The organism is Mesorhizobium sp. M0119 (genome assembly GCF_040322615.1).
Lineage (GTDB): Bacteria > Pseudomonadota > Alphaproteobacteria > Rhizobiales > Rhizobiaceae > Mesorhizobium.
The window spans coordinates 41829-65584 of the sequence record NZ_JAMYTU010000013.1 but is presented as its reverse complement, the minus strand read 5'-3'; the positions used below and the strand labels follow the sequence as shown (position 1 = coordinate 65584).

Genomic DNA, 23756 nt, shown 5'->3' with positions numbered 1-23756 from the left:
GGGCTTCCGACAGTGGACAAGCAAATCGGGTCGCGAAGGTTACCAGCCTTGGGCGCGCAGAGTGTGAGGGAGACTACTCCGGGCTTACGTTTGACGTCATCACGACGTCTAGAATTTCTTCACTTCGATACCATGCCGGCGCAGGGCGTAGCCGATTTGCCGCGGCGTGAGGCCGAGGATACGAGCCGCCCTGGCCTGAACCCACCCGGCTTTGTCCATCGCGTCGATCAGCCGGTCGCGTTCCGTCAGACGCGGGGGACAAGCGGGATCGTTCGGATCGCCGGCCGTAAGGGGAGATACCTTGCCTGCGGAGACACCGATGCGACTGGCCGGCAGCCGCAATCCGACCGGCACTGCGTTGACCCGTGCGAGATCGTCGATGGCATTGCCGCCATTCGAGCGGTCGGCTCGCTTCCAGAGGAGCCAGGAAAGGCACTGGCTCTTCTTACAGGCGAAATCGGATGGCGTGACCGTCCTTGAACGCGCAAGTGTGGCCGTCCTTTGGACGCAGTTCTCCAGCTCGCGGACGTTACCAGGGAAGTAGCATTGCGAGATCAGGTCAAGCGCCGACGGCGCGAAGGCGAGTGCGCGATCGTTCTCCTTGTTGAATCGGTTGAGGAAGGCGTTCGCAAGGCGTGGAATATCGCCGGGTCGCTCTCTGAGCGGAGGCAGGATAATTGGCACCACATTGATGCGGTAATAAAGGTCGGCCCTGAACTCCCCTTTTATGACGGCCGTCTCGAGGTCCTTGTTGGTGGCGCATATGAGGCGCACGTCGACCTGTAGCGTTTTGGTGCCGCCGACTCGCTCCAACTCGCCTTCCTGCAAGACACGCAACAGCTTGGCTTGAAAGGCCGGCGAAATCTCGCCGATTTCATCAAGTAGCAGCGTTCCCTCATTTGCCAATTCAAAACGACCGGCGCGCTGGGAGATAGCACCCGTGAAAGCGCCCTTTTCATGCCCAAACAGTTCTGACTCCAGAACGCTTTCAGACAGTGCGGCGCAGTTCAATTTGACGAAAGACTTCTTCCTCCGACGTGAGAGCTTATGGATGGCTTGCGCAAAGAATTCCTTGCCGGTGCCGCTTTCACCCCGCAGTAGCACGGTGGAATTGGTCCCTGCTACGACCGAGACGGTTTCGAGCACCTGCTTGAGTGCGGGGCTTTCCCCGATGATCCCGTCGATTTTGACATCCGCATGCCGGGCAGGGTCGTAGGTCCTCCCCTCGTTGGGCGATTTCTCCGGTCTCCATTGCTCATGGACAGACCGCTGACGATCTGTACTCAGGATGCGATGGAGACGGATCGTCCGGCCGACAAGGTTGGCGACCATCGTCAGGAAGTATGTGTCCTCGTCGTCGCGAAAGTCGGTGGCGCCGTCTCCGGCGCGGTCGATCGACAATGTCCCAAGGATTTTATGATCAGCCTTTAGCGGGATACCGATAAAGGCAATTGGGATGGTGCCGCTGCTCGAAGATGTTTGAAGGTCAGCCTGAAATAGTTGGGACTTGCGGACGTCCGGTATGAAGAGCGGCGTCCCCGTAGCGACGATTTGATCTGTTATGGCCTGTGGTATGACGCGGCGAGTGCCTGATTGAGGTGCGTGGGTATTGCCGGCAGTTGCGGCAATCTCCGGCTCTCCTTCAGCGTCCAGGACGACGATTGCTCCGTGACGCATCTGCAGAAACGAAGGCAGGATGTTCACGACATTGGCGAGCGTAATCTCCAGCTCGCTGGGGGCGGTCAGCACCTTCGATATCTCGTAGAGTCCCCTGAGCGCGATATCTGCTTGGGGCATGCTTTTGATGGGCGGTTCAGGGCGGGTATCCCGAGGTGCTACCTCGTCGACCCGATCTTGCGGTACGTGAGCCATGGAAACACCTCAGCGGTTGTCGTCCAGAGTGCTCCTCCTTTCGTGTCTGAGTCTGAATTGTGAAAGCACAGTATTCACGAGCGCCTCTTCGTGGCGCGGCAATTCAAGCAAAGATAGACTTGGCGTTGGTCGCGACCTCAGGTGTACCAAGATTGACCCTCTTGATACGGTGCGTGCGTCCTCATCCGAATTTGAAGAGGACTCCGAAGCCGCCGCGTGGATAGTTCCACTCGATCTCGCCACTGGTCTCGCACAAAATCCGGCAGGTGCCGCACTCCATGCAGCCGTCGGCAGTGATCTCCACTTGACCTTTGTCGTTCAACTCATAACATTTCGCGGGGCAGACGTGGGTCAGCGCGAGCAAGTTCGCGCTTGGCCTCTCGTGCGGTCGCACTTTGATATGCGGACGGCCAGAATCCACCAAGTAGCGGTTCTGGTAAAGCTTGTCCTCGACACGTGACTTCGTCACTGCGATCGTCATTTCGTCTCCCCTCAGCGCCACGCCAATGCAAGGCGGACCGCGTCGCTGACCAGCCCCCAGCGCGAGCGCGCCTTGATGAAGGCCGCCGTGGTCGCCTTTTCCTTCTCGATCTTCGGCGTGCCGTCGACACGCATGAAGTTCTGCGCGGCTTGCGACATCAACCGCGGATAGGCCGTGAAGTAATTGCAGGAATTGGTGTGGAGCAAGGCCGGCATGTCTTTGTATTTCCTTAGGTCCTTGACCACGAAGGACTTGTCCAGCATGGCTTTGTAAAGGGCGAGATTCCGTTTGGTCATAGGACCGTTGCGGCTCTTGACCTCGATGATTGCCTCAGCCGCGATGCGGCCGGAGGTCATGGCGAGGTTCGAACCCTCGCGGTGAATGGCGTTGTTCAGTTGCGCGGCATCGCCGACCACGACCCAACCGTCGCCAAAGAGCTGCGGAATAGCCTTGTAGCCGCCTTCGGGAATGAGATGCGCGGAATATTCTTTCACTTCCGAGCCGGCGATCAGCGGCCGGATCGAAGGATGGGTTTTTAAGGCGTCGAGGAGGACGTAAGGGCTCTCGACCATCGCGGCGAAATCGGAGACGAGGCAGCCAATGCCCAGTGAGATCGACTCCTTGTTGGTATAGAGGAAGCCGAGCCCGGCCATGCTGCGGGAGGTCGTGCCCACCGCCTCGATCACGCAGCCTTCATCGCCTTTGAGGCCGAACCGCTGCTCAATGACCTCTTCGGGCAGGAAATGCATTTCCTTGACGGCGAGCGCCACGGTTTGCGGCTTCGGCATCTCGCGCAGGCCGGCCCGCGTGCCAAGCAGTCCGCATACGCCTTCTGCGAGGACGACCACGTCCGCGTAGATGGCTCCGCCGGCCCGGTCTGTGCGGACGCCGATCACCCTGTCCTTGGCGTCACGGATGAGTTCCGTCACGGTCGTCTCGCACAGAACCGTCGCGCCGGCCTCGCGCACCTTACGCGAAAACCATTTATCGAACTGGGCACGGATGATCGTGTAGCGGTTGGGCTTCGCCTCATTGAAGTCGTCCGACCGATAGTGAATCCCGGTATGGGATGTGTCGTCCATCACCCAAAGCCGCTGTTCAACCAAATGCCGTTCGAGAGGCGCATCGTCCCGGAAATCCGGGATGATCTTCTCCAGCATGTTCGCGTACATGATGGCACCCTGGACATTCTTGGAGCCCGGATATTCACCCCGCTCCAACTGCAGCACCTTCAGGCCGTGGCTGGCCATGGTGTAAGCAGCTGCGTTTCCGGACATGCCGGCCCCAATAACAATGGCGTCGAATTGTTCCTCAATCATGTCCATCCCTTAGCTCGCAAGCTTGTCGCGACTGTGGGGCGACAGCCGCCGGGTGAAGGCTTCCGTCAGTGCGGGCAGGAAGCGGATCGCGTCGGTGACGATCCCGAGGTGAGCGAAATCGAAAATCGGCGCGTTCGGGTCGGTGTTGATGGCCACGATGAGATCCGCCCCCTCGACGCCAACCCGATGCTGGACGGCGCCGGAAATCCCGGCCGCTATGTAAAGCTTCGGCCGGATGGTCTTGCCAGTTTGGCCGATCTGCCGATCAGCTGGCATCCAGCCCTTCTGGACCAACGGGCGCGAACAGCCGTGCTCGGCGCCGATTGCTCGCGCGAGATTCTTCACAAGCTGCAGGTTCTCCGCCGCGCCTAGACCGAGGCCTCCCGCAACCACGACGTCGGCATAGGCAAGATTTGCCTTTGCCGACTGACTATCCGGCAGGAAGCCGAGGATTTTGGTAACGATCTCGTCCTCGGCTACCGAGAGCTTGTGCCGGATGACACGCCCGACCGGTTTATCCGCCCGCTGCGGCATGGGCATGACCCTCGGTCGCACTGTCGCCATCTGGGGGCGGAAATTGAGCGTATAGATCGTGCACAACAAGGAACCGCCGAAAGTCGGACGGGTGGCGGCGAGCGAACCGTCGGTATCCACATCGAGTTCGGTGCAGTCGGCCGTGAGCCCTGTCTGCAAGGTCGTCGCCACGGAGCCGGCAAGATCCCTGCCGAGTGTGGTGGCACCGAGAAGAAGGATCTCGGGTTTGTGGGTATCGACCAGATCCGTCATCGCCTTGGTGAATGGCTCGTTCCGATAGTCGGCGAGCAGCGGCGCCTCGACGATGTAGACAAGGTCGGCGCCATAAGCGAACGCTTCGGCAACGGCGTTCCCGATGGCCTCTCCCGGCGGTCCAAGCACGACGCCCGCAAGCTGGACCTGAAGCTTGTCTGCTAACTTGCGGCCTTCGCCGAGCAGTTCGAATGATACGGGATGGACCTGGCCGCGTTCGAGCTCGATGAAAACCCAAACGTGCCGGTAGTCCTTGAAATGCGCGGGCAGCTCCTTCTTTATGCCGGCACGGCCGGCGGCAGGGCGAGGGGTTTCTCGGTTCGCGGTCGACATCGTCTGCTCCTTGCCCTCTCACGCGCCGCCGTTGAAGGCGAGCTCATGTTCCAATGCCGGCTGGCGGGTGAAAATTGCCGTGATGAGTTCGTCAGCGACATCGCGCAAGGCCATCTCGGCGGTGTCGATTTTTGCCGCCTTTTCCGCTCGCGCAGGAGGCGCGAAAACGCGCTTGACCACCGTCGGTGAACCGCGCAGGCCGCATTTGGTGAGATCCTCAATGCCGGCGTCGGCCGCACTCCATTTCAAGACCTGGCTGCGCGCGGCGCACAGGGCGTCCTGGATCGAGCCCCGGCGGATCTCGTTTGTGCCTTCCAGCATGGTGATCAGGCAAGGGAGCCTGCTCTTCAGCATCTGTGTGCCGCCTTCGGAGCGGCGCTCGACCTTGATCTCGCGCGCAGCAAGGTCAATAGAGGCGATCTTCGCGACATAGGTCAGTTGCAGGAGTCCGAGGCGCTTGGCGATGCCGGGCCCGACCTGGGCGGTGTCGCCATCGATCGTCTGCTTGCCGGTGAAGACGAGGTCTGGCGTGCCGAACGTCTCGCCAACCTTCGCGATTGCCTGGGAAAGGGCGAACGAGGTCGCCAGCGTGTCGGAGCCGGCAAAATAGCGGTCGGTCAAGAGCACCGCTCGGTCGGCGCCGTAACCGAGCGCCTTGCGCAGCGCGTCCTCTGCCATGGGCGGACCCATAGTGAGCACGGTGACTTCGCCACCATAGGCGTCGCGCAGTCTGAGGGCTTCTTCGAGGGCGAACAGGTCGTAAGGGTTGATGATGGTCGGAACACCCTGGCGCATGATCGTGTTCGTCACCGGATGGACCCTTATCTGTGCCGAGTCCGGCACCTGCTTGATGCAGATTACGATGTGCATTGGCGGTTTCTCCAGGCTCCTGTCCGGATGCGGGCTTGGCGGTTCATCTCCTTGGGTTGCATCATTCGTGCCAACTGTTTTGCGCTGCCCCCAATTCCTAGAACTTCGCTTGGTTGCTTCTGAGGGCGCTGTGGTGATGACCGGATTTGTCGGCTTCTCGACATTGTCGCGTCGCAATCCGTGTCGCGGTCATTCCTGTCCGAACCGCTTCAGTACGGAGTCGAACGGGACAAAGGTGCGGCCCGGCGTGGCAGGTTTGTTCGGATCGTGGTCTTTGAGCACCTTGAAGACCCGATGCGTGAGCGGCGAGGAAATCGCGAAGTCCTCGTAAGCGCGTTCGAGCGTCGCGCGCACCCGCGCGGCAATCACCTGGTCGGGCAGACCGGAGAAATCTTCTTCGGCAAGGTATTGGCCCACGCGCTTCATGATATGGAGCCGCGAGACATTCAGCACCTTCGGGTCATAGGAGACGCCAAGGACTGAGAAGAACTCCTCCGCAGCCGACAGGCGCTTCAGTCGTGCGAGGATGTTGGTGACATCGATGGGGCGGCTGTCAGCGGAACAATTCATTGCATTCTCCCTGGTCGGAAAACTGTGGTGTCGGTGGGCTCGCGCACGGCTGACCTGGACCCGCACAGCTCCGCGAGGGATGCCTCGCTGCACATTTCATCGTAGAGCTCGACCAGTTGAGTTGCAGTGACGGTCGATTTGGTCTCGGCCGCCTCGCGCCGGACGCGGGCCACCATCGCGGCTGCCAAATCCGGGTCGAGATCGCGACCGCTTTCGCTCAGCACATGGGCAATCGCAGTGGCGCCGGAATGCTTGCCAATGACGATACGCCGGCAGCGGCCCACGAGAGCCGGATCGAGCCCCTGATAAGTACGCGAGTCCTTCAGCAGCCCTGCGACGTGAATGCCGGATTCGTGGGTGAAAACATCGGCGCCCACGACCGGCTTAATGGCCGCGGTCTGCCGGCGGGAGGCCCAAGCCACCTGGGCGGCGAGGTCGGGCAATGCGGTCAGCTCGATGCCGGTATTCCCGCCGTCGAGGACCGCCATCGCGGCGGCCACCTCTTCCAGCGCGGCATTGCCCGCACGCTCGCCGAGCCCCAGGACGGTGACGGACGCATGGCGCGCACCTGCGCGGATCGCGGCCAGCGTGTTGGCGGCAGCAAGTCCGAGATCGTTGTGGGCATGAAATTCAAGCTCGATTGGAGACTGCGGCACAAGCTGGGCGACAAGTTCGAAGGTCGAAAACGGGTCGAGAACGCCGACTGTGTCGGCTAGCCTGACGCGGCTTGCGCCGGCGCGTGCAGCCGTCTCGATGACGCGGGCGAGATGATCCCGATTGGCCCGCGAGGCGTCCTCGCAGCCCACCGCGACGAAGAAGCCGGCGGCGGCTGCGCGCCTGACCATACGTTCGATGACCTGGAGCGCTCCCGCCTTATCGAGGCCGAGCTTGGCGGCAAGTTGGATGTCCGACGCAGGCAGCGATAGATTGATGGCGTGGACGCCGCTCTCGATCGCTGCATCGAGATCCAGCGACGTCATCCGGCACCAGGCCATGAGCCGAACCGGGAGACACCGCGCGACCACGGCGCGAATTGTTTCGATGTCGTCGGCGCCCATGACCGGCGTGCCGATCTCGATCTCTGTGACGCCGGCCGCCGCAAGAGACTCGGCGATCTCCAGCTTTTCCGTCGTGGTAAAGGCGACGCCGGGCGCCTGCTCGCCATCGCGCAAGGTCGTATCGTTGAGAAAGACATGACGGGTCATGAACGGTAGCCGGTTCTGCTGCCGCTCAGGCATAGACCGGATTGACCGTCTTCGGAGGTTCGGTTACCCGGCCCAGAACTGGGAAAGCCACGCAGCTTCTCCACGATTGCCGGCATGACCTCGAGCACCCGGTCGACGTCCGCTTCGCCGTTGTCCCGCGCCAAGGAGAAGCGGACTGCCGCGTGTGGCGTTTTCATCGCGCTCAGGACATGGCTCGGTTCCAGCGAGCCGGAGGTGCAGGCGGAGCCGGAGGAACACGCGATGCCCACGCGGCTGAGGAGAAGTGGAATTCCATCACTTTCGACATGTTCGAAGGAGATGTTTGCGGTGTTGGGCAACCGTTCCAGGGGATCACCAGTGACACAGGTGCTTGGGATGCGCTGGAGAATCCCGTCCTCTAAACGGTCGCGGAGCGACTTTACCCGTGTGGTCTCGTCGTCCATGAATTTCAAGGCGAGTTCGGCCGCCATGCCGAGCCCGACTATGCCGGGCGTATTCTCGGTGCCAGCACGCCGGTTGTGTTCTTGGTGACCCCCCTTGATCAGCGAGTGGAAATTGACGCCACGTTTTACGAAAAGCGCGCCGATCCCTTTCGGCCCGTGCAGCTTGTGGCCGGAGAGCGACAGCATGTCGATTGCGGTCGACTTCAGGTCCATCGGAAGCTTGCCGACCGCCTGCACAGCATCGGTATGGAAAAGGGCGCCCACTTCCTTGGCCAACTCGGCAAGCCTGGCCACGGGGAAGATCACACCAGTCTCATTGTTCGCCCACATTATCGAGACGATTGCCACCTGTGGGGTGAGGGCGGCCATATAGGCGTCGAGGTCGAGCCGGCCACGGCAATCCACCGGGATCCTGTGCACCTTGACGCGGCGGGTCTTCTCAAGATGCGCGCAGAGCGTCAGCACGGCGGGATGCTCGACCGCGGACGTCACGATCTCGGTTCGGTTGGGCGTCGCCTCGAGCGCCGAAAGAAGCGCTGCATTGTCGCTTTCTGTCCCACCCGAGGTGAAGGTGATCTCATCGTCGAACTCCGCGCCGATCAGAGCTTGCAACTGCCTCCGCGCCTTTCTCACCGCCGCACTGACTGAGGCGCCGAGAGCATGCGCCGACGAAGGGTTGCCGAATTGATCCGTAAAGAACGGCAACATCGCTTGCACGACCTCAGGATCGACCCGTGTGGTTGCGTTGTTGTCGAGGTAGACAGGTTTCATGTGCGATCCTCAGTTGACCGGAATGACGCGAGCGCGCGACCGCCTCATTGAGCCTCTGGCGTATGCCGTTGATGATGATGGGCCCGAACTGGCAGCCGGCGCGGACGCCCGAGAGTTTGACGTAGACCGGATCGGCGTCGACGTGGCCAAGTCCGCAGTCGCCGCCGTCAGCCCGCAGGTAAGGACGCCCGAACACGACAACGTTATCGATAAGCCGAATTTGGCGCAGCGGCGCGATTTGGCCGCCAGCAGCTTGGGTGCCACCAGGAACCGAACTGTTTCGGGAGGCGACGTTCTTTGCATCCTACCTGAAGCGATTGCCGGTCCCAAGATCGGCTTCGACCTTGCCTTGTTCTTGAGGACAGGGACATCTGTTGTGCCGGCCATATAAGCCTCCTCTGCCGCAAATGAGTCCGTCGGCGGCAATCGCTTCATGGACCCGCACAGGCGCTTCGGGCGATCAACTGAAGGACTTGCCGCAGCCGCACTTCTCGCGCGCGTTGGGGTTATCGAAGACAAAGCCGGAAGATTCGAGCCCGGTGAGGAAGTCGACGGTCATGCCGGCGACATGCGGTTGGGAGCCCGCGTCCACGAACAGCTTGATCCCATCTGTCTCGGTGATCGCGTCGCCCTCGCGCGACACGCTCTCCAGGCCCATTAAGTATTTGAAGCCGGCGCAGCCGCCGGCCTGGACCATGATGCGAAAGCCTTCCGCCGGCTCGCTGGCGCGGGAAAGAGCAGTCTTGATGGCGGCAACAGCGTTGTCGGTGAGCGTAATCATGGCTCCATTCTCCTCAGTCCGGGACCTGCTTGCGCATCAGGTTGCATCCACCGTGCCAAAGCGAAAAAATGTTTCAACACAGCGCGGCATCTCTGACACTGCGGTGGTTCTTGTGAGTCCATTGCTGCGAAGGTGTCGGCCAACCGACACGTACTGTCGGGTTTGTCGGGTCCGCCACGCGGGATGTTGGGCCTGAGTTGTTGGCTGAACTCACATTAAACCAATGACCATTACAGAAGACTTCTTCTGAGCTTGCTTCGGCGCAATTGGCACGGTTTTTGAAGCTCCACTGGCGAGGCGGCAAGAGACTGCCGATCCACAATCATGTCGTGGGTGCCCTCGCGATCGATGGGGCGAAGCAAGGGAGCAACATGTCAGGACTGGGTCAGATACGCTTTGTTTGGCAAAGCAGCGCGGCCTGTGGCATCCGAATGCCCGATTGGCCGATTGCGACAACACCGACAATCGCTCACCACCGCCCAGTGGCCGCCGGCCGGCTCGATGGGATTCCATCGGCATGTGCCTGCTCGTGCCCCTCGGGTCTCGCCGCTCCGACAGCACCCCCGGTTTTCGCGCGGGTGCGACGACGTGCGCACGCTGTCCAGCGACACTTTGTTCACGGGCCAGCAGCAGATCAGGGTCGAGCATTACGGCACGCCCTATCGGCTGAAGATTCCCCGGCAGGGCAGCCGATCCTTACACGTAGGTGGAAGCAGGGGTAAGACATGGACCAGCGCGAGAAACCGTCGCCGGACGAAATCCGGCGGGCGTGCGAAGACAATCCGAAAATCCGGGAGCATGATCTCGCCGCTCGATTGGGCATTTCGGAAGCCGAATTGGTCGCGGCGCATTGTGGTCACGGCGCGGTGCGCATCGAGCCGCGCGTCGATGATCTGCTGACCGGCCTCGAAGCGGTCGGCGAGGTGATGGCGGTCACCCGCAACCAAAGTGCCGTGCACCAAAAGATCGGCGTTTACGACAAAGTGGTCACCGGCAACCCGCATGCCATGGTGCTCGGCGACGAGATCGACCTGCGCATCTTCCCGAAAGCGTGGGCGTATGGCTTCGCCGTCGAGAAGCGCGAGGAAGCCGAGATCCGCCGCAGCCTGCAATTCTTTGATGCCACCGGCGAGGCGATGCACAAAATACATCTCAGGCCCGCCTCGAACCTGCACGCCTATCAGAATCTGGCGGCAGAGCTCGTATCCTCCGACCAGGAGCCGATCATATCGGTCGAGGCGAGCGGGGCGCGCGATAACGCAGTGAGTCAAGACCAAGCCGCCACGGTCGACGACCTACGCGAGCACTGGAGCCGGCTGAGCGACGTGCATCAGTTCTACCATATGTTGAAGACACTGAAGCTCAGCCGCTGCCAGGCGATGCGTATGGCCGACGAGGATTACGCCTGGCTGCTCGACAATGACGCCGTTGGCGCCCTGTTCCAACAGGCGGCCGAAGACGAGATGCCGATCATGTGCTTTGTCGGCAATCGTGGTTGCATCCAGATCCATTCCGGCCCGATCAAGTCGGTCAAGCAGATCGGGCCGCGGATCAATGTGCTCGACGAGAACTTCCATCTCCATCTTAGGACTCATCACATCCGCGAGGTCTGGGCCGTGCGCAAGCCGACGAGGGACGGTCACGTCACGTCCGTTGAAGCCTATGACGCCGACGGCAAGATGATCATCCAGTTCTTCGGCGCGCGCAAGGAAGGCGAACGCGAGCGCAGCGACTGGCGGTTTCTGGCCGAGAGTCTGCCACGCGTTCCCGGTCCGACCGACAGGGATGTGTAGAGCCGACAGACCCTCGGAATGAACCGGCCGCCATAGGACTCGGCACCACGTTCCGACAGCGGCTCGCGAGGAAATATAGGTCCATGTGCGAGGCTTGCCGTCGTAGGGCATACGGACGGTCAGGTGTGCACGCCGGAATTGGACCGCATCGATACAGTCAGGCTCGTCGCCGGCCGGATCGCTGCGCACGAGTGCATCGCTCGTCTGACCGGAAATCCTTGCAGCGGCTGCGAGTGATACAACGCATACGCCATCAGCGCCGAACCGAAGCGCGGCTCGACCTTGTTGATAATTTCGATCATCGCGGGCAAGCGCCGCGGGTCTTGTCGGACCACACCCGATCCTTTCGGTGGATCGCGTCGTTGCTCAATCCGGGCCCTGCGAGCGATCTCCTCGCTCGTCGACCGGAAGGCTGTGCAGCAGCCGCCAGGCCGAACTGCCCTATGTCGCGGACTCGACAAAACCGACCGTGGATGTCGGTTGTCGGACGTTGTCCTAAGAATGATGGACAGGTGATCATCAACTTAGCGGCGACGGGCCCAGTGCAGGCTGGCATCGCTTGCTGCAGCGCCATGGGTACGCCTATCCGGCACGCGACTTGCTTCGACTATTTGATCAGCAGGGCATCAGCAGTGCGTCACGGAGCTCAGCGGTGATTGACCAGCCTCTCGACCCTGACGAGAACAAGCGGCGGCTTTGCTTCATGACCGCTGCGCAGCGGAGATGCCCTTCTGATTGACTTCGCAACCGATCTCATCCGCGCTGGTGCAGGTGGGCTGTATCGGGCGACAGAATCTAGAAGGCGCCCGACCCGAGACGTACCCATGCTGCAAATCGACTTTATGAACAGAGGTGCAATCTCAATCGAGCCATGAACGTCAATGTAGAGAAAGCAAAATGGCGACCAAGCCCGTTCCAGATCATGTCCCGCCCGAAATGGTGAGGGACTTCAGCCTGTTTACATCGCCAGGGATGCCACCAACACCCAACGGGGATCCACACGCAGCTGTCGCTTGCGTACATGACGGGCCTCCGATCTTTTACTCCCGCTACAACACGCAAGATGGCCGGGGTACCTGGGTCATCACCCGTGCCGCGGACCAGCGGAAGGTGCTGCAGGACGCAGAGACTTTTTCCAGCCATCGCAGCATCTTCTCCTCCATACTGGGTGAAAACTGGCCGACGATCCCGCTTGAGCTCGATCCACCGGCCCATGGCGTCTTTCGCTCACTGCTCAATCCGCTGCTTTCGCCAAAGCGGGTGTTGGCTTTGGAACCGGCTGTCCGCGAACGGGCGGTCGAGCTGATCGAAAGGATCGCCGCGTCGGGCACAAGCTGCGACGTGATGAAGGATTTTGCCTTTCCTTTCGCGGTGAGCACCTTTCTTCGCTTTCTGGGGTTGCCCGATGACCGACTCGATACATTCGTCGGCTGGGGGAAAGATCTGCTCCACGGCGATGATAAGGAACGACCTGTGGCTGCCCGGACGATCGTGGCATTCATCGACGAACTTGCAGCCATGCGCCGCCAGGAGGCGGTTGACGATTTCATGACCTTTATCGTGCAGGCACAGGTCGAGGGCCGCCGGCTGACGGACACCCAAGTCCGCGGCATCGGCGTGCTTGTCTTCGTCGCTGGGCTCGACACGGTCGCAGCAGCTATAGGCTTTGACTTGGCGTACCTCGCGCGCAACCTCAAAGATCAGCAATTGCTGCGGAGCGAACCGGACCGCATCCCGCTCGCAACCGAAGAATTGCTGCGGGCCTATCCGCCCATTCAGTTGATCCGCGTGGCTACGAAAGATATCGACTTCGAAGGCGCGCCGATCCGGAAGGGGGACTATGTTTCCTGCGCCACGATGATTGCCAATCGTGACCCGGCGGAATTCGAATGCCCCAACACGATCGATTTGGAGCGGGAGGACAACCGCCACGCCGCCTTTGGCTATGGTCCCCACCGTTGCCTTGGCTCACACCTTGCCCGGCGGGAGATTGTCATTGGCCTGGAGGAGTGGCTGGCGCGCATCCCGGCTTTCAGGATCAAGCAGGGTACGGCACCCATAACCTCTGGCGGCCATGTGTTCGGGATCGAAAATTTGATCCTGGACTGGTCATAGGCCCGCCCCGAGCCGGGGCACAGACAATGGAGGGACCGCCATGCGCATCATCGTCCAAAATGCCAAATGCCAGGGTCACGCGCGATGCGCGGCGCAAGCGCCGGACATCTTCAAGCTTGATGACGAGGGTTATATCCTGCCTGGTGACATTGAAGTTGCGGAAGGGGAGGAGCTGCCGGCATCGCGAGGCGCGCGATGCTGTCCTGAACGTGCGCTGGAACTCACCCCCTGACGCTTTGAATCAGACGTCATTCAACCGTGGGTCTGGCGGGCTTGAATGGGGTCGACCATGTGGCCGCACTGGAAAGGACAGCACGCGACCTCTGTCCCGCATGGTCCACGTCCAACTCCGCGGGGGCATTTCCGGCGCCGAGGTGTTCCCCATGAGGCGCAAACGGCAGGGCGGGGATTCGCGAAACACCTCTTCCAATCACAGAATTTGCGACAGAGCCGATGGACCAGACGAAAATTACCGCACTACTCGACCGCGAGACGATCCGCGACTGCCTCTACCCGAAGAACTGCCCGACCCATGTTGCGGCCGGCCGGGTCGCTGCATGACTTGATAGGACAAACCAGGAGAACGGCACCATATTTGCCCAACACTATGCCCGGCTCAGCACCGGCCGATGGCCGCAGATCGAGCTGGAGAGGAGGTTCGACCAGCATGTGCTTGCCTGTGTGCTTTCACGTGCGCTCGAGGAGATCGAGGCCGGCGAGGCGACGGCGACGCAGGCAACCGGCCTTTCGCGCGCCGAGCTGCGCGATGTCCTGGCCCGCTGTTTCCCTGCTATTCCTGCCACCGCGTTTGCCTTGGAAGAGGTGAGCGAGCCCGAGCCGGACCTGGAGGAAGAACTTCTGCGCGGACTGCTGCTGGCGCATGCCCGGCCGGGCGACCCGGCGAGCGCCCGCTTCGCCAAGATCATCGCCCGGCGTGCCATGCGCAATGACCATCTCTGGCAGGACCTTGGCCTTTTTAATCGAAGCGACCTCGGCTGCCTGCTCGCCTCGCATTTTCCGACGCTGGCGGCCGGCAACACCCAAAACATGAAATGGAAGAGATACTTTTACCGCAAGCTCTGCGAGGCCGAAGGTTTTTCGCTGTGCAGCGCGCCCAGTTGCCGGGAATGCAATGATTTCGAAAGCTGCTTCGGCCCGGAGGAAGGCGAAAGCCACCTCACACGGATCAAGAACGGCATCGCCTCGGATTGAGAGCCGCTTCCGTCAGTCGTAAGCCCCAGCGCTCGCGCCGCGCCATATGTCTCTTGTCGAATGTCGACTGACGCCTTCGGGGATTGAATGCTGTGCCTGCTGCCCGATGCGCGGTGCTCGCTTCGGCGGGCCGTCGTCATGGCGCGCCGCCGGTGGAGCTCTTACGGCAGGCGCAAGCGATTTGACCTGCTTGCGAGCGTCTTTCTCGTTGCCGCAAAAAGAGAGCCTCAAAGTGAGCTACGGATGGGCCGAGCCGATCTATGCTCGAAGTTCTGTCGGAGGCTCAGCGACTACACCGCCTGGATGAGCAGTTGCGCGCCGTCGTGCCAACTTGGTCCATGGCGCGAGTCGTTGAGGCCTATCAGGCCATGCGCGGCGCCTCGTTCCTGGTCGCAGTGATATTTGCGGCCGAGATTGGGGATGTGCGTCGCTTCGATACGCCGCCGCAGCTGATGGCCTTTCTCGGCCTTGCCCCGGGGGAGCGCTCGACCGGTGACACGGTTCGCCGGTCGAGCCTTACGCTCGCCGGCAATCGACGCGCCCGCCGCGCCCTGGTCGAAGCGGCATGGACTTACCGCTATCCTGCCAGGGTCAGTGAGACCCTGAGGGTGCGGCTCGAGGGGCTGCCCAAGGCCGTCCGCGATATTGCCTGGAAGGGGCAGCTCCGGCTCTGCGCCCGCTATCGTCGCCTCAGCGCCGCCGGCAAGAAGCCGCCGGTGGTCGTGGCTGCGATCGCACGCGAGATGGCCGCCTTCTTGTGGGGCATCGGCCGGGAGGTCGCGCCGTCATAGCCGGTCTCGACCCAACCCGCTGCACAGTGTTGGGGGTGGGGCCACGGTGGGGAACTCCCGTCGCTAGTTATGTGGCCAAGCCGATGCGCCCGACGCCCGCCCTCTAGACCGAGGACAGCCCCGAGACGAAGATACGGAAGGCCGGTACCCAACCCGCGGATGAGAGTCTGATCAACCGTCGTCTCTGAGCTCCACCCCCAGCCCTGTGCAGCTTCAGCCGGTCCGACTGCTTCGCAAACCTGCCAAGCAGGCGAGCCTTCTTGCCTTCAACCTTGACAGGGAACATGAGAGACTAGTCTAGTAACGCGTCGGGCGAATACGCGCTTTAGGCACCACCGTCTCCTGCCGGCACGAAGCCAATGCGAAATGCCTTAGCTTTGATCTTCGGCAATTCGGTGAGAAGCAGGCTGGTTTGCGTATGGTGTTGGATGAGCGTAACAGACTGACCGCGTTCGTTGACGCCATGGAACTCTAAAATGTCCGGCGGCGAGCACGCAAATGACCGGAGATGAATTGGGCTATCTTGGCCACCGACAACGGTCAACCCGAGTTCGCTTTCCAGTCCCAAATTCTTCTCAAATTGCTCGATCATGTCCGCAATTCGCTTGTGCATGAAGACTGCGGGATTGGCTTCTCGCCATCTCCTTTCCTCCAACTTTTTTAGGGCGGCGCCGGCATCTGGAATCTCCGCCGGAAGAAGCATTGTGCTGACTAACGGCAAAACTGGCCTCGGCATCGAATTCTCCGCGATAAGAAAAACCCCGGCGCAGAGGCCGGGGCAAAGACTACGCTGCGGCACAGCCTTGCGGCTGCCATCCGTGGTCGGTTTCACAAAAGCGCCCTGTCGGTGCTTCGATCTGGTCGAGTTCTGCAAGCCGATCAATCATGCGACGAATGCGGCTGCTCTTGTTAGTATACTCGGAATAGAGGGCGCGCAGGAGCAAGTCGGCGGAGCCATTCATCGGCTTCGTCCGGGCCTTTTCCCACCGCCGCACAGCTTGCTCGTCGGCCCCTAGGATCCCGGCGAGGTTCTTTTGCGTAGTATCCATTTCTAGGCGCAGGAAACGAAGCTCTGCGCCATTTAGAGGCTTGGGGAGCGATATGACCCATTGACCGATCGCCCTGTGGAGGCCTTCGGTATCTTGAATCGAAACACCGACTCCGTAAGCCGTATCGTGCCTTGTGTATCCGTTCTCGAGCCAAACATTGTCGAGACCGCTTTCGGTATAGTGGTAAGCCATCTCTTCACCCGTTCCTAAAACACCGTGATCACGATCAGAGATTTTCCCCAATCAATTGCCACGACGCATTCCATTTCTTCTCCTGCAGCGTGCCGGTACATATTGACTTGCCAATGCCCCTTCGCATTCATCACTGGACCTTCGCAGATCGTACCCCGCTGCACGCAGAGTTCGACCTGCCTCCGAGAAATGCTCCGCTGTCGTCCGCGCTTGCGGGCGTGTGCAACGATCACAATATTGTTCGTGTCAGCCGCCAGCTGCCGAATCATCTTCAACGCAAGCGGCACCGTAAGCGTCAGCGGTATAATCTCGGCCATGCGCCTATCAATATGATAGGTAGTGGCCTCTAGTCAATGCTCTCCTTTCGTTAAAGTTCCGTAACCTTAAACGGCGAGTCGCTTTTTGCAGCTGGCATCAACTGGGTTAGAAAAGCGTCGATGCGCAAATGTCTGCTCGACTCTGACGTCGCCGATGAGGCTCCCACTTCTTCGGTTCTGACCGGATACGACGAAGAGCGTCTGCTTACCTACATTCGCCTGCTCGACGCCGCGGCCGAGGAGGCGGACTGGCGAGAGGTCGCCAGGATCGTCCTGCATATCGATCCTGAGAAGGAACCGGAGCGGGCATTCAGGGCTTGGGAGACGCATCTCGCCCGCGCCCGGTGGATGACGACGAACGGCTACCGATATCTGCTGGCGGGCGGTGCGCCGCACTGGAAACTTGGCCCGATCGTTTGGCAAAGGACACCTCAGAGAAAGCTGGCCCAGTGACTTTCGGCGACGATCGAGATTGGCAATCCTTGGTCGCGCCAGCCGGTAGCCTTGACGATTTTATCCCCAAATGAAGAATGCTTCCACGATTCGGTGGCATAGGCGCCTATAACCAAAACTTCTGTTTTCTGGCTCAGACCTCCCGCGAAGGCTCCGCGATCTGCGATGGCCTGTTCGCAATGCTTCCGCTGGCCAAAATTGAATGTGCCTGTGAAGCAGTACAACCGGCCGACGAAAGTCAAAGTCGGGGCCGGATCGCAGAATGGCAGCGACGTCGACTTTAGCACTTCTCCGAGTTCGAAATTACGATTCGAGAAGCTGTTTAGCGTATCCACAAGTTGCGCGTGTTCATCGGAATCGAGCACGCCGTCTTCAAGGATATCATTGATGCGCCGGTACAAGGTTCGGATGATTGGTTGATTACTGATCTCCACATTCGCCGCCAACCATTTTTGAAGGAACTCGACCTCGGCCTTGTTGATGGTTCCATCTGCGGCCAGGCCACGGGCGAGCCCTATGAGTTCGTCGACCTGACGCGACGAGATACGGTCGCCGCCAACGCGATTGTAGAATTTCTCGTCCATTAATACGTCCCCCCGAGGGCCGCGGCCCATTGTCGTTCCTAACAGAGCGTCTCGCACGCCCTTCCGTCGCCATCGCGGTCCAGCTTGCCGCCCCACGGGCAATTGCCGAGATACCATTGCGCCTCGTCGCACGGGCTGATTTTCGAGCAAGTTCGCCGCGGCTGGCATGAGTAGCTTTGCGCCACTTGCCGGCCGCCGACGATGCCGAGCGGCTGGCTGATCGCCGGCTGCGCCTTTTCTGCGTGCTCTACCCGCCAAACCCACGGCGCCTCGAAATCGCCAGCCCAAAGACCGATTTTCGCCGCCTCCGCTCTCGCCTGCTGCGGTGCATATGCGCCCTGGCTGTAGCTAGGCCAATCAAGAGCCTGGCCGTTCTCCACCAGCCACGAGGCAACGCTTCTGCCGCGGCCCGCGAGCAGTCGGCAACAAAGCGGCCGTAGCGGTCCCAAGCGACGAAAGTGCACCGGAGCGGCCTCGAGGGCTGCCAGGAAGGCGTCAAGGGCGCCGGCGGACTTCGCACCGCACTGGTAGCGGAAGCCCTTGGCGTCATCGCACCGTTGCGCGGCCTCCGGGGCGTCGATTCCACTGAAACGGATACGCTGGCCGTGAATTTCGATCGTACCGCCGCCGATAACGTCGGCCGAGCGCTGGTTCGACCATAGCATCGGTAATGCCGATGGTATCTTTTCGGTCGAGCAGCGGAAGCAATCCCCGCTATTGGAGCGGGAGCCGGGCCGATCCATTTCGACACGGCTTTTTGGAAACCATCGGTGTGCTGCAGGAAGTACTGTGTCGCCAATGCGGCCACTGCCGCGATGGTAACATACACCAGCCGCATCGGCACGCCCGAGAGCGGTCGGGCACGATACCGCCTTACGCCAGGGCGCTTCCGCCACTGGCCAGACCGATTGTCATACCGAGATTTGTCCAAGTCCCCGCTCCCCTCGGGAACAATGCGTTCTTTGCTCCGGAGAGTCCAGTGGCCTTCACGGTTGCGCGGGCAGGTGCGTGACAAGGGCGTTCGGCTTGGTGGTCATGAAGCCATAGACCTCGTAGTCCCTGGGACCTCCTGGACCTTGCGCATCCCGCCGTCATGCCATCCACCTCGATACGCAAAACGGAATACGATCTGGATCGCACAATCCTTTCGGTGTGGTTCGTCGCCAGCGGCAAACGATACGAATTTGAAGATGTGCCGCCGGAGACCTTTGCCGAGTTCCGAGGCCCGGTCGTTGCTGCCGGCCTCGCTGGGGGCGTCCTGCGCGCTCTGTCGCGCCACCGCTACAAGATACGCGCATGGTGGCGTCGCCGATCTGCGGCGCCCTGGCGGCTGCCCTATCTGACGCTGCCGGTAGTGAATTACTTCCGCGCCACAGGGTTGCCGATTCCGGCGACCGACGACGACACAACAACGCTCGCCGCGGCGTTCCTGATCGGGGTGTCGGCAATGTGGATCTCGGACATCCTGTTCGAATTCATCGTGCGGAAGTTCAGACCGGCGGCGGAGGAGTGAATCGGCAGCTGGGTCACTGGGCCGCAATATTTTCTGTGTCTGCTGTCGTCTTGTCGATTTCATCCGACTCGGACTGCTCTGATTTGACCACTATACCTAGCTCCTCAGCCACTGCTATTAGGGAGGAGTATATAGCGGACTCTTCATCGTAAATGTACGACGGGCCTTTATCTTCGAGCAAAGGCATAGGCTCTCCTTTGTACCATTCAGCAACTTTCCCATCAGCAGAGCGTCTCGAACCTTTTTCAAATATGTCTCGATACCTGCGGGGCGAAATACCCACGAAATGCTCAAATAAAACGCGTCGTTCATTCTTTTCATCAAGGACAGCAGAGTCCTCGTGAAACTCCAGGGCCTTACTTTTTGGGTACGGTTCGATGAACACAACCCGCTTTAAACCTGATGCAATTATGTGCTTCGCGCAGTTGTGGCATGGAAAGGTTGTGACAAAGATGGTCGCGCCGCCTGTTGGCCGACCCAAGCGCGCCGCATCGCAGAGTGCCGTCATCTCGGCATGGGTCATTCTCCCGAATTCCGTGATATCGGAAATCGAGGCTGCCTTAATTCGCTTCCGGACGGCCGAGTCGGCATAAAGCGCTTCGGCTGTTGCGCCATCCTTCAAAACGGATGCCTCCTCCAAAGTTCGAAGGAAGTTGAAAATAATTCGGTTCTTTTCGGTTCGATTTACGTCGACCCCATCATCATAGTCCCTATGGGGATCATCGTCTTCGGTCCAATAGGTGCCGCCACCAAATTTCGGCACCTCGTTGCAGCCCAACGCAATAATTTCCCCTTTGGAAGAAAACACTGCCGCCCCGACCTGGCGTGCAAGGTCCAGCGAACGAAGAGATGCGGAGGCAGCCATGTATGCCCCATACTCATCTTTGTTTGGGCTGATCGAGTTTTTTCCAAAAAAAGCCTGAACAAAACGGTCGATGGTTCGAGAGATACTCTCTTCGTTTCGCCCATGAATAAAAGTATCTCCCATATGGAACACCTCTTCAATCCGTTGCCCATGCACGTCGGAACGCTCGTACATATCTGTCTCAACGAGAGTTTCGGCCGCTTCAGCACAACTGCTTGGGCTCAGATTAGGATTGCTTAGCGCGATGGTCCGCTCCAGATTCTTGCGCCTTTCCTTCTCACTGAGGTGCACCGAAATCTGAATGAACTTGCGTCCGTAAACCTTCCGGAGCAGCAATATCTCCTCGGCTCTTTTCAACTGTCGCAGGATGTAAGCGCTCTTTTCGACAGGTAGTCGCTGAGGTTGAGCAGAAGGGTGATCGGGTCCCCAGTGGACAGAACGCAACCGTCGGATGTCATTTATGGCAAGAGCGGCCAAAGCAGCATCGTTGGCGCATTTTAAACGCACCGCATTTGCGTATTGGATTCGTGATTGATAGTGGCTCACTGGATCGCCGCCGTCGGCGACTTCACCCCCGTCCACAGCTATATCCTTCATGAGACCAGTCAGTCTTATGACCTGCGGACGATATCCTACCGAAACCAAGGCTTCTTCAAGTTTGCGCGTGACGATGTTCATGTCGACCCCAATAGGCCCCACCAACCCGAAGACCAATTCTGGCCAGTCGGTGGAGTCGCGGACTTCCGCGCCGGATACAATCATCACTTTTCCCCCCCGAGCCCAACAAATCGCTTGTTCGTAGGACCGGAAGGATTCATTAATCGGAATCGCGGAGGAATCAATCATGGCTGAGAGTTTTAAAGGAGCGTCGGTGGCACACGGTACAGTGAAGCAGCACTCGAGTGAGCTCCAAAATAGTCTTCGGTTGGTTGCAAAATCGCTGAGCAGCCGCCCGCAGGAGCTTCGCGGCCCTTTTGTAATTCGTTCTGTATCCAGCGCGCTGCCAAAGACGAAATGAGTTCGTGATATCGACCAGCCCGCCGCATCCAAGTTGCGGCGGGTTTTTGCGTGGCGATGAACTAGGAACGCTACTCCGATCGTTGATGGTTTTTGATCGAGCCGCGGTCGTGCCAGGCAAGCTGTCGAAACATTCCAACTGCCGGTTGGTAGACGCAGCCGCCTATGAGCATAGGTTCTACGATCACGTGCACCGGGCACACCACCCCGCCCACACCCCCGTGCCTGGTGAACGACTGATCACCCGCCGTGCCGAAAGGTGCGGCGGGCGGTTCCCGATCGCCGGGTTTTGTCGGCGCTCAGACCAGAGGCACGTCGCAGCGCGAGCGCAGTTTCTACCTAGTGGAAGTCAATCTTTTTTGATGACTGCGAGGTGTGTCTTTGGAGACTGATGAGCGCAGGCGTGTCGATCTTCGACGCTATGCGCCTAGCGAGTTCCCGCAATTCGAAAAAGCCGTCAATACTCATTAGGCTCAACGGTTGGCCTGACGAAGTGTCCCACCGCAAAGGTGCTTTGTCTTGCCTGTACGAAGATCCGTTCATCTCGCAAATGGCATCGTAAATCGCCTGTGCGATCGACATTTCGGCAAGGATACGCTCTGCATCTTTTTGGCTATTCACGAAAAGTTCCCCCAAATCCGCGCTCCCCTTAGCCGGTTTCATTAGAAGCCGCTAGATTACCCGGATGTGACACCTCGGATAAAATCGATTGATATGGCGGAGGGAGCACGCCGGGCTTTTTGTCTGGCCGTATGTACGCGATGAAAAATCGACGTTTTTGTTGCTGCAGCCCGGCGCCCGCCGGCTCGAGTTCATTCCGCCGATGGAGCCAAAGCTGGTCGCCAAGCCGCCCGGTGGCGAGTCACCGGCGTTCTGACGGGCATGGCCGGCGCGTAGCTGTCGCTCGCCCAGAATGCCGGCTTGTCGTCAAGGATATGACCGCCAGCAACGCGCTGGCAGCGCTCATCGTCGCCAAGTGGAACCGGTGCCAGCGAGATTCGCGTGTCTGGCGGCGAAGGTCGCCATGGCCCGGAGGTGAAGCCGGCGAGGCGCTTGCGCTCTTGCGCTGACCATGCGTAATCATGCGGAGGATCGCGCCGCGCCGTGCATGCGATTGCATCTCGCGTCCCGCTGCGCTGCTGAGGCCTCTTCTGTCAGGCGGTCTAGGTTTCGCGCTTCGGGCCGAGCAGGAACACTGTCAGGGCGGCGAGGAACGTGGCAACAGCACTGTAGGCAATGGCACTGGTAATCCCGGCATTGTCCACCAATAGTCCGCCGAAAATCGCGCCGGCTGCGATTGCCACTTGGAACGCTACGACCATCAGCACACCGGCGCTTTCGGCCTGCTCGGGAACGGCGCGCCGCACCATCCACGTCTGCAATCCCACTGGCACCGCGCCGAAGGCAAAGCCCCACGCGGCAACCGCAATCGCCGAGCCCGAGGCCGATGCTCCCGCCGTCAGCAGCGAAACAGCGGCTATCGCTATGAGCAGCGGGGCAAGGGCCGCGACTGCCTTGAGACTGTACTCGGCCAGAAGCCCGCCGGCCAAATTGCCGAAGAATCCGCCGATGCCAAAAGCAAGCAACACAAGCGAGATCGTGTCGACATCCAGCGCGGGAACCTTCTCGAGGAAGGCGCGGATATAGGTGATTCCGGCGAAGTGGCCGGAAGCGACCAGCAGGACGACCAAAAGCGCGACCTTGACCATCGGAATCTTGGCCACATCCAGCAGGCTGCGGAAGCTAGCCACTCCGACCGGAGGCAGCCTCGGAATGGTTATGAGTTGCACTAGCAGTGTAGCGGCGCCGAAGGCTGCGGCGAGCATGAAGGCGCTTCGCCATCCCCAAATATCGCCGACATAAGCGCCGATTGGAGCTGCGCAAACGGTAGCGACGGAAACGCCGGTGAGGATGATCGACATCGCGCGCGGCAGGAGGTGGCTTGGAACGAGCCGCATCGCCAGTGATGCCGACATCGACCAAAAGCCTCCGAGCGCTATGCCGAGCACGACGCGTGCAGTCAGGAGAACCGCCAGCGACCACGCGCCGGCCGCCAGAACGTCCGACAGGATCAGCAGCAGCGTCATCGCCCACATGACGATCCTGCGGTCCAGGCGCTTTGTGATGATGGCCACCGTCGGCGCCGAGATCGCCCCGACGATAGCGGTCGCCGTCATCGCCTGTCCAGCCGCACCCTCGGTGACACCGAGATCATGCGCGAGGGGCGTGAGCAGGCTGACAGGCAGAAACTCTGCCGTCACCAACCCGAAGGTGCCCAAGGAAAGCGAAATGACCGCACCCCATGCGGGACCAGACGGTTGGTCGGGCTTTTCTGGGTCGTGCAGAACAGCGTCCATGACGCCTGCCGCGGATCGGGTCATGAACGAAGTCTCCACTTTGGATGCACTGCAACATGAGGTTGGC

Annotated in this window: 23 protein-coding genes and 4 pseudogenes; 9 read left to right on the top strand and 18 right to left on the bottom strand. The window is 60.4% G+C overall.

Annotated elements, in window-relative coordinates; genetic code table 11:
• Positions 1-108: 108 nt before the first annotated feature.
• From nifA to NKJ40_RS14865, 10 genes are all read right to left on the bottom strand, one after another.
• Positions 109-1872 (bottom strand): nif-specific transcriptional activator NifA, encoded by a 1764-nt coding sequence (gene nifA, locus NKJ40_RS14910; protein ID WP_352466657.1) that lies wholly within the window; start codon positions 1870-1872, stop codon positions 109-111.
• A 181-nt stretch (positions 1873-2053) separates the two neighbouring features.
• A complete protein-coding gene (locus NKJ40_RS14905) occupies positions 2054-2353 on the bottom strand; it encodes a ferredoxin family protein (RefSeq protein ID WP_023678245.1) in 300 nt (99 codons plus the stop codon).
• An 11-nt stretch (positions 2354-2364) separates the two neighbouring features.
• Positions 2365-3672: an FAD-binding protein gene (locus NKJ40_RS14900; RefSeq protein ID WP_023678244.1), complete on the bottom strand. Its 1308-nt coding sequence runs from the start codon at positions 3670-3672 to the stop codon at positions 2365-2367.
• 9 nt (positions 3673-3681) lie between these two features.
• The gene (locus NKJ40_RS14895) at positions 3682-4791 is read right to left on the bottom strand and encodes an electron transfer flavoprotein subunit alpha/FixB family protein (RefSeq protein WP_352457019.1); all 1110 of its coding nucleotides are present in this window, start codon (positions 4789-4791) and stop codon (positions 3682-3684) included.
• 18 nt (positions 4792-4809) lie between these two features.
• Positions 4810-5661 carry an electron transfer flavoprotein subunit beta/FixA family protein gene (locus tag NKJ40_RS14890; protein ID WP_352466656.1) on the bottom strand — a complete coding sequence of 284 codons (852 nt, stop codon included), beginning with the start codon at positions 5659-5661 and terminating at the stop codon, positions 4810-4812.
• Between the two features lie 189 nt (positions 5662-5850).
• A complete protein-coding gene (nifW, locus tag NKJ40_RS14885; protein WP_352466655.1) occupies positions 5851-6231 on the bottom strand; it encodes a nitrogenase stabilizing/protective protein NifW in 381 nt (126 codons plus the stop codon).
• Positions 6228-7436: a homocitrate synthase gene (gene nifV, locus NKJ40_RS14880; protein WP_352466654.1), complete on the bottom strand. Its 1209-nt coding sequence runs from the start codon at positions 7434-7436 to the stop codon at positions 6228-6230. Before nifV ends, nifW begins: the two co-directional genes overlap by 4 nt.
• On the bottom strand, positions 7433-8650 hold the full coding sequence (nifS, locus tag NKJ40_RS14875) for a cysteine desulfurase NifS (protein ID WP_352466653.1): 1218 nt from the start codon (positions 8648-8650) through the stop codon (positions 7433-7435). The genes nifV and nifS overlap by 4 nt, the downstream gene beginning before the upstream one ends.
• On the bottom strand, positions 8601-8846 hold the full coding sequence (locus NKJ40_RS14870) for a NifU family protein (RefSeq protein WP_198023582.1): 246 nt from the start codon (positions 8844-8846) through the stop codon (positions 8601-8603). Before NKJ40_RS14870 ends, nifS begins: the two co-directional genes overlap by 50 nt.
• 264 nt (positions 8847-9110) lie before the next feature.
• Positions 9111-9431, bottom strand: a complete 321-nt coding sequence (locus tag NKJ40_RS14865; protein ID WP_023678237.1) for a HesB/IscA family protein — start codon at positions 9429-9431, stop codon at positions 9111-9113.
• A 324-nt stretch (positions 9432-9755) separates the two neighbouring features.
• Between NKJ40_RS14865 and hemP the strand changes: the two genes are divergently transcribed.
• Together hemP and NKJ40_RS14855 are read left to right on the top strand one after the other, a co-directional pair.
• Positions 9756-10331 (top strand): hemin uptake protein HemP, encoded by a 576-nt coding sequence (gene hemP / locus NKJ40_RS31910; protein ID WP_502903709.1) that lies wholly within the window; start codon positions 9756-9758, stop codon positions 10329-10331.
• Positions 10220-11224: a hemin-degrading factor gene (locus tag NKJ40_RS14855; RefSeq protein ID WP_502903712.1), complete on the top strand. Its 1005-nt coding sequence runs from the start codon at positions 10220-10222 to the stop codon at positions 11222-11224. Before hemP ends, NKJ40_RS14855 begins: the two co-directional genes overlap by 112 nt.
• 119 nt (positions 11225-11343) lie before the next feature.
• Here the strand turns inward: NKJ40_RS14855 and NKJ40_RS31905 are convergent.
• A pseudogene (locus NKJ40_RS31905) lies at positions 11344-11685 on the bottom strand (hypothetical protein).
• Positions 11686-12121: 436 nt separating this feature from the next.
• Here NKJ40_RS31905 and NKJ40_RS14840 point away from each other — a divergent pair.
• The 4 genes and pseudogenes from NKJ40_RS14840 to NKJ40_RS14825 form a co-directional block, all read left to right on the top strand.
• The gene (locus NKJ40_RS14840; RefSeq protein WP_352450760.1) at positions 12122-13339 is read left to right on the top strand and encodes a cytochrome P450; all 1218 of its coding nucleotides are present in this window, start codon (positions 12122-12124) and stop codon (positions 13337-13339) included.
• 40 nt (positions 13340-13379) lie between these two features.
• On the top strand, positions 13380-13571 hold the full coding sequence (locus NKJ40_RS14835; protein ID WP_352450761.1) for a ferredoxin: 192 nt from the start codon (positions 13380-13382) through the stop codon (positions 13569-13571).
• 359 nt (positions 13572-13930) lie between these two features.
• A complete protein-coding gene (locus NKJ40_RS14830) occupies positions 13931-14551 on the top strand; it encodes a nitrogen fixation protein NifQ (protein WP_352466710.1) in 621 nt (206 codons plus the stop codon).
• Positions 14552-14832: 281 nt separating this feature from the next.
• Positions 14833-15342 (top strand): annotated as a pseudogene (locus NKJ40_RS14825) (transposase); the annotation flags it as partial.
• A gap of 325 nt (positions 15343-15667) precedes the next feature.
• Here NKJ40_RS14825 and NKJ40_RS14820 read toward each other — a convergent pair.
• Genes NKJ40_RS14820 through NKJ40_RS14810 form a run of 3 tightly spaced genes read right to left on the bottom strand, consistent with a single transcriptional unit; the run spans position 15668 to position 16900 of the window.
• Positions 15668-16174 carry a hypothetical protein gene (locus NKJ40_RS14820; RefSeq protein WP_352450763.1) on the bottom strand — a complete coding sequence of 169 codons (507 nt, stop codon included), beginning with the start codon at positions 16172-16174 and terminating at the stop codon, positions 15668-15670.
• Positions 16128-16583: a helix-turn-helix domain-containing protein gene (locus NKJ40_RS14815; RefSeq protein ID WP_023678227.1), complete on the bottom strand. Its 456-nt coding sequence runs from the start codon at positions 16581-16583 to the stop codon at positions 16128-16130. The genes NKJ40_RS14820 and NKJ40_RS14815 overlap by 47 nt, the downstream gene beginning before the upstream one ends.
• A gap of 14 nt (positions 16584-16597) precedes the next feature.
• Complete coding sequence (locus NKJ40_RS14810) at positions 16598-16900, bottom strand: DUF4258 domain-containing protein (protein WP_352450764.1); 303 nt, start codon at positions 16898-16900, stop codon at positions 16598-16600.
• Between the two features lie 120 nt (positions 16901-17020).
• On the opposite strand from NKJ40_RS14810, the gene NKJ40_RS14805 reads away from it, so the two are divergent.
• Positions 17021-17353, top strand: coding sequence for a DNA -binding domain-containing protein (locus NKJ40_RS14805; RefSeq protein WP_352466650.1), 333 nt, complete (start codon positions 17021-17023; stop codon positions 17351-17353).
• Here the strand turns inward: NKJ40_RS14805 and NKJ40_RS14800 are convergent.
• The gene (locus NKJ40_RS14800; protein WP_352466649.1) at positions 17332-17937 is read right to left on the bottom strand and encodes a BRCT domain-containing protein; all 606 of its coding nucleotides are present in this window, start codon (positions 17935-17937) and stop codon (positions 17332-17334) included. The genes NKJ40_RS14805 and NKJ40_RS14800 overlap by 22 nt on opposite strands.
• A gap of 38 nt (positions 17938-17975) precedes the next feature.
• Positions 17976-18680 (bottom strand): excalibur calcium-binding domain-containing protein, encoded by a 705-nt coding sequence (locus tag NKJ40_RS14795; protein WP_352466648.1) that lies wholly within the window; start codon positions 18678-18680, stop codon positions 17976-17978.
• A 350-nt stretch (positions 18681-19030) separates the two neighbouring features.
• On the opposite strand from NKJ40_RS14795, the pseudogene NKJ40_RS14790 reads away from it, so the two are divergent.
• Together NKJ40_RS14790 and NKJ40_RS14785 are read left to right on the top strand one after the other, a co-directional pair.
• Positions 19031-19147: pseudogene (locus tag NKJ40_RS14790) on the top strand (KTSC domain-containing protein); the annotation flags it as partial.
• Positions 19130-19450, top strand: a pseudogene (locus NKJ40_RS14785) (hypothetical protein). The pseudogenes NKJ40_RS14790 and NKJ40_RS14785, both read left to right, overlap by 18 nt.
• Positions 19451-19463: 13 nt before the next feature.
• Here NKJ40_RS14785 and NKJ40_RS14780 read toward each other — a convergent pair.
• Both NKJ40_RS14780 and NKJ40_RS14775 read right to left on the bottom strand, forming a co-directional pair.
• Positions 19464-21077: an anti-phage dCTP deaminase gene (locus NKJ40_RS14780; RefSeq protein WP_352466647.1), complete on the bottom strand. Its 1614-nt coding sequence runs from the start codon at positions 21075-21077 to the stop codon at positions 19464-19466.
• 1418 nt (positions 21078-22495) lie between these two features.
• The gene (locus tag NKJ40_RS14775) at positions 22496-23713 is read right to left on the bottom strand and encodes an MFS transporter (protein WP_352466646.1); all 1218 of its coding nucleotides are present in this window, start codon (positions 23711-23713) and stop codon (positions 22496-22498) included.
• Positions 23714-23756 lie beyond the last annotated feature (43 nt).

Excerpts from the sequence above, each read along its gene's own strand:
- nifA (WP_352466657.1), bottom strand. The coding sequence starts at position 1,872 with ATGGCTCACGTACCGCAAGATCGGGTCGACGAGGTAGCACCTCGGGAT.
- NKJ40_RS14905 (WP_023678245.1), bottom strand. The coding sequence starts at position 2,353 with ATGACGATCGCAGTGACGAAGTCACGTGTCGAGGACAAGCTTTACCAG.
- NKJ40_RS14900 (WP_023678244.1), bottom strand. The coding sequence starts at position 3,672 with ATGATTGAGGAACAATTCGACGCCATTGTTATTGGGGCCGGCATGTCC.
- NKJ40_RS14895 (WP_352457019.1), bottom strand. The coding sequence starts at position 4,791 with ATGTCGACCGCGAACCGAGAAACCCCTCGCCCTGCCGCCGGCCGTGCC.
- NKJ40_RS14890 (WP_352466656.1), bottom strand. The coding sequence starts at position 5,661 with ATGCACATCGTAATCTGCATCAAGCAGGTGCCGGACTCGGCACAGATA.
- nifW (WP_352466655.1), bottom strand. The coding sequence starts at position 6,231 with ATGAATTGTTCCGCTGACAGCCGCCCCATCGATGTCACCAACATCCTC.
- nifV (WP_352466654.1), bottom strand. The coding sequence starts at position 7,436 with ATGACCCGTCATGTCTTTCTCAACGATACGACCTTGCGCGATGGCGAG.
- nifS (WP_352466653.1), bottom strand. The coding sequence starts at position 8,650 with ATGAAACCTGTCTACCTCGACAACAACGCAACCACACGGGTCGATCCT.
- NKJ40_RS14865 (WP_023678237.1), bottom strand. The coding sequence starts at position 9,431 with ATGATTACGCTCACCGACAACGCTGTTGCCGCCATCAAGACTGCTCTT.
- hemP (WP_502903709.1), top strand. The coding sequence starts at position 9,756 with ATGTCGTGGGTGCCCTCGCGATCGATGGGGCGAAGCAAGGGAGCAACA.
- NKJ40_RS14840 (WP_352450760.1), top strand. The coding sequence starts at position 12,122 with ATGGCGACCAAGCCCGTTCCAGATCATGTCCCGCCCGAAATGGTGAGG.
- NKJ40_RS14835 (WP_352450761.1), top strand. The coding sequence starts at position 13,380 with ATGCGCATCATCGTCCAAAATGCCAAATGCCAGGGTCACGCGCGATGC.
- NKJ40_RS14815 (WP_023678227.1), bottom strand. The coding sequence starts at position 16,583 with ATGGCTTACCACTATACCGAAAGCGGTCTCGACAATGTTTGGCTCGAG.
- NKJ40_RS14810 (WP_352450764.1), bottom strand. The coding sequence starts at position 16,900 with ATGGCCGAGATTATACCGCTGACGCTTACGGTGCCGCTTGCGTTGAAG.
- NKJ40_RS14805 (WP_352466650.1), top strand. The coding sequence starts at position 17,021 with ATGCGCAAATGTCTGCTCGACTCTGACGTCGCCGATGAGGCTCCCACT.
- NKJ40_RS14800 (WP_352466649.1), bottom strand. The coding sequence starts at position 17,937 with ATGGACGAGAAATTCTACAATCGCGTTGGCGGCGACCGTATCTCGTCG.
- NKJ40_RS14795 (WP_352466648.1), bottom strand. The coding sequence starts at position 18,680 with ATGGATCGGCCCGGCTCCCGCTCCAATAGCGGGGATTGCTTCCGCTGC.
- NKJ40_RS14780 (WP_352466647.1), bottom strand. The coding sequence starts at position 21,077 with ATGATTGTATCCGGCGCGGAAGTCCGCGACTCCACCGACTGGCCAGAA.
- NKJ40_RS14775 (WP_352466646.1), bottom strand. The coding sequence starts at position 23,713 with ATGACCCGATCCGCGGCAGGCGTCATGGACGCTGTTCTGCACGACCCA.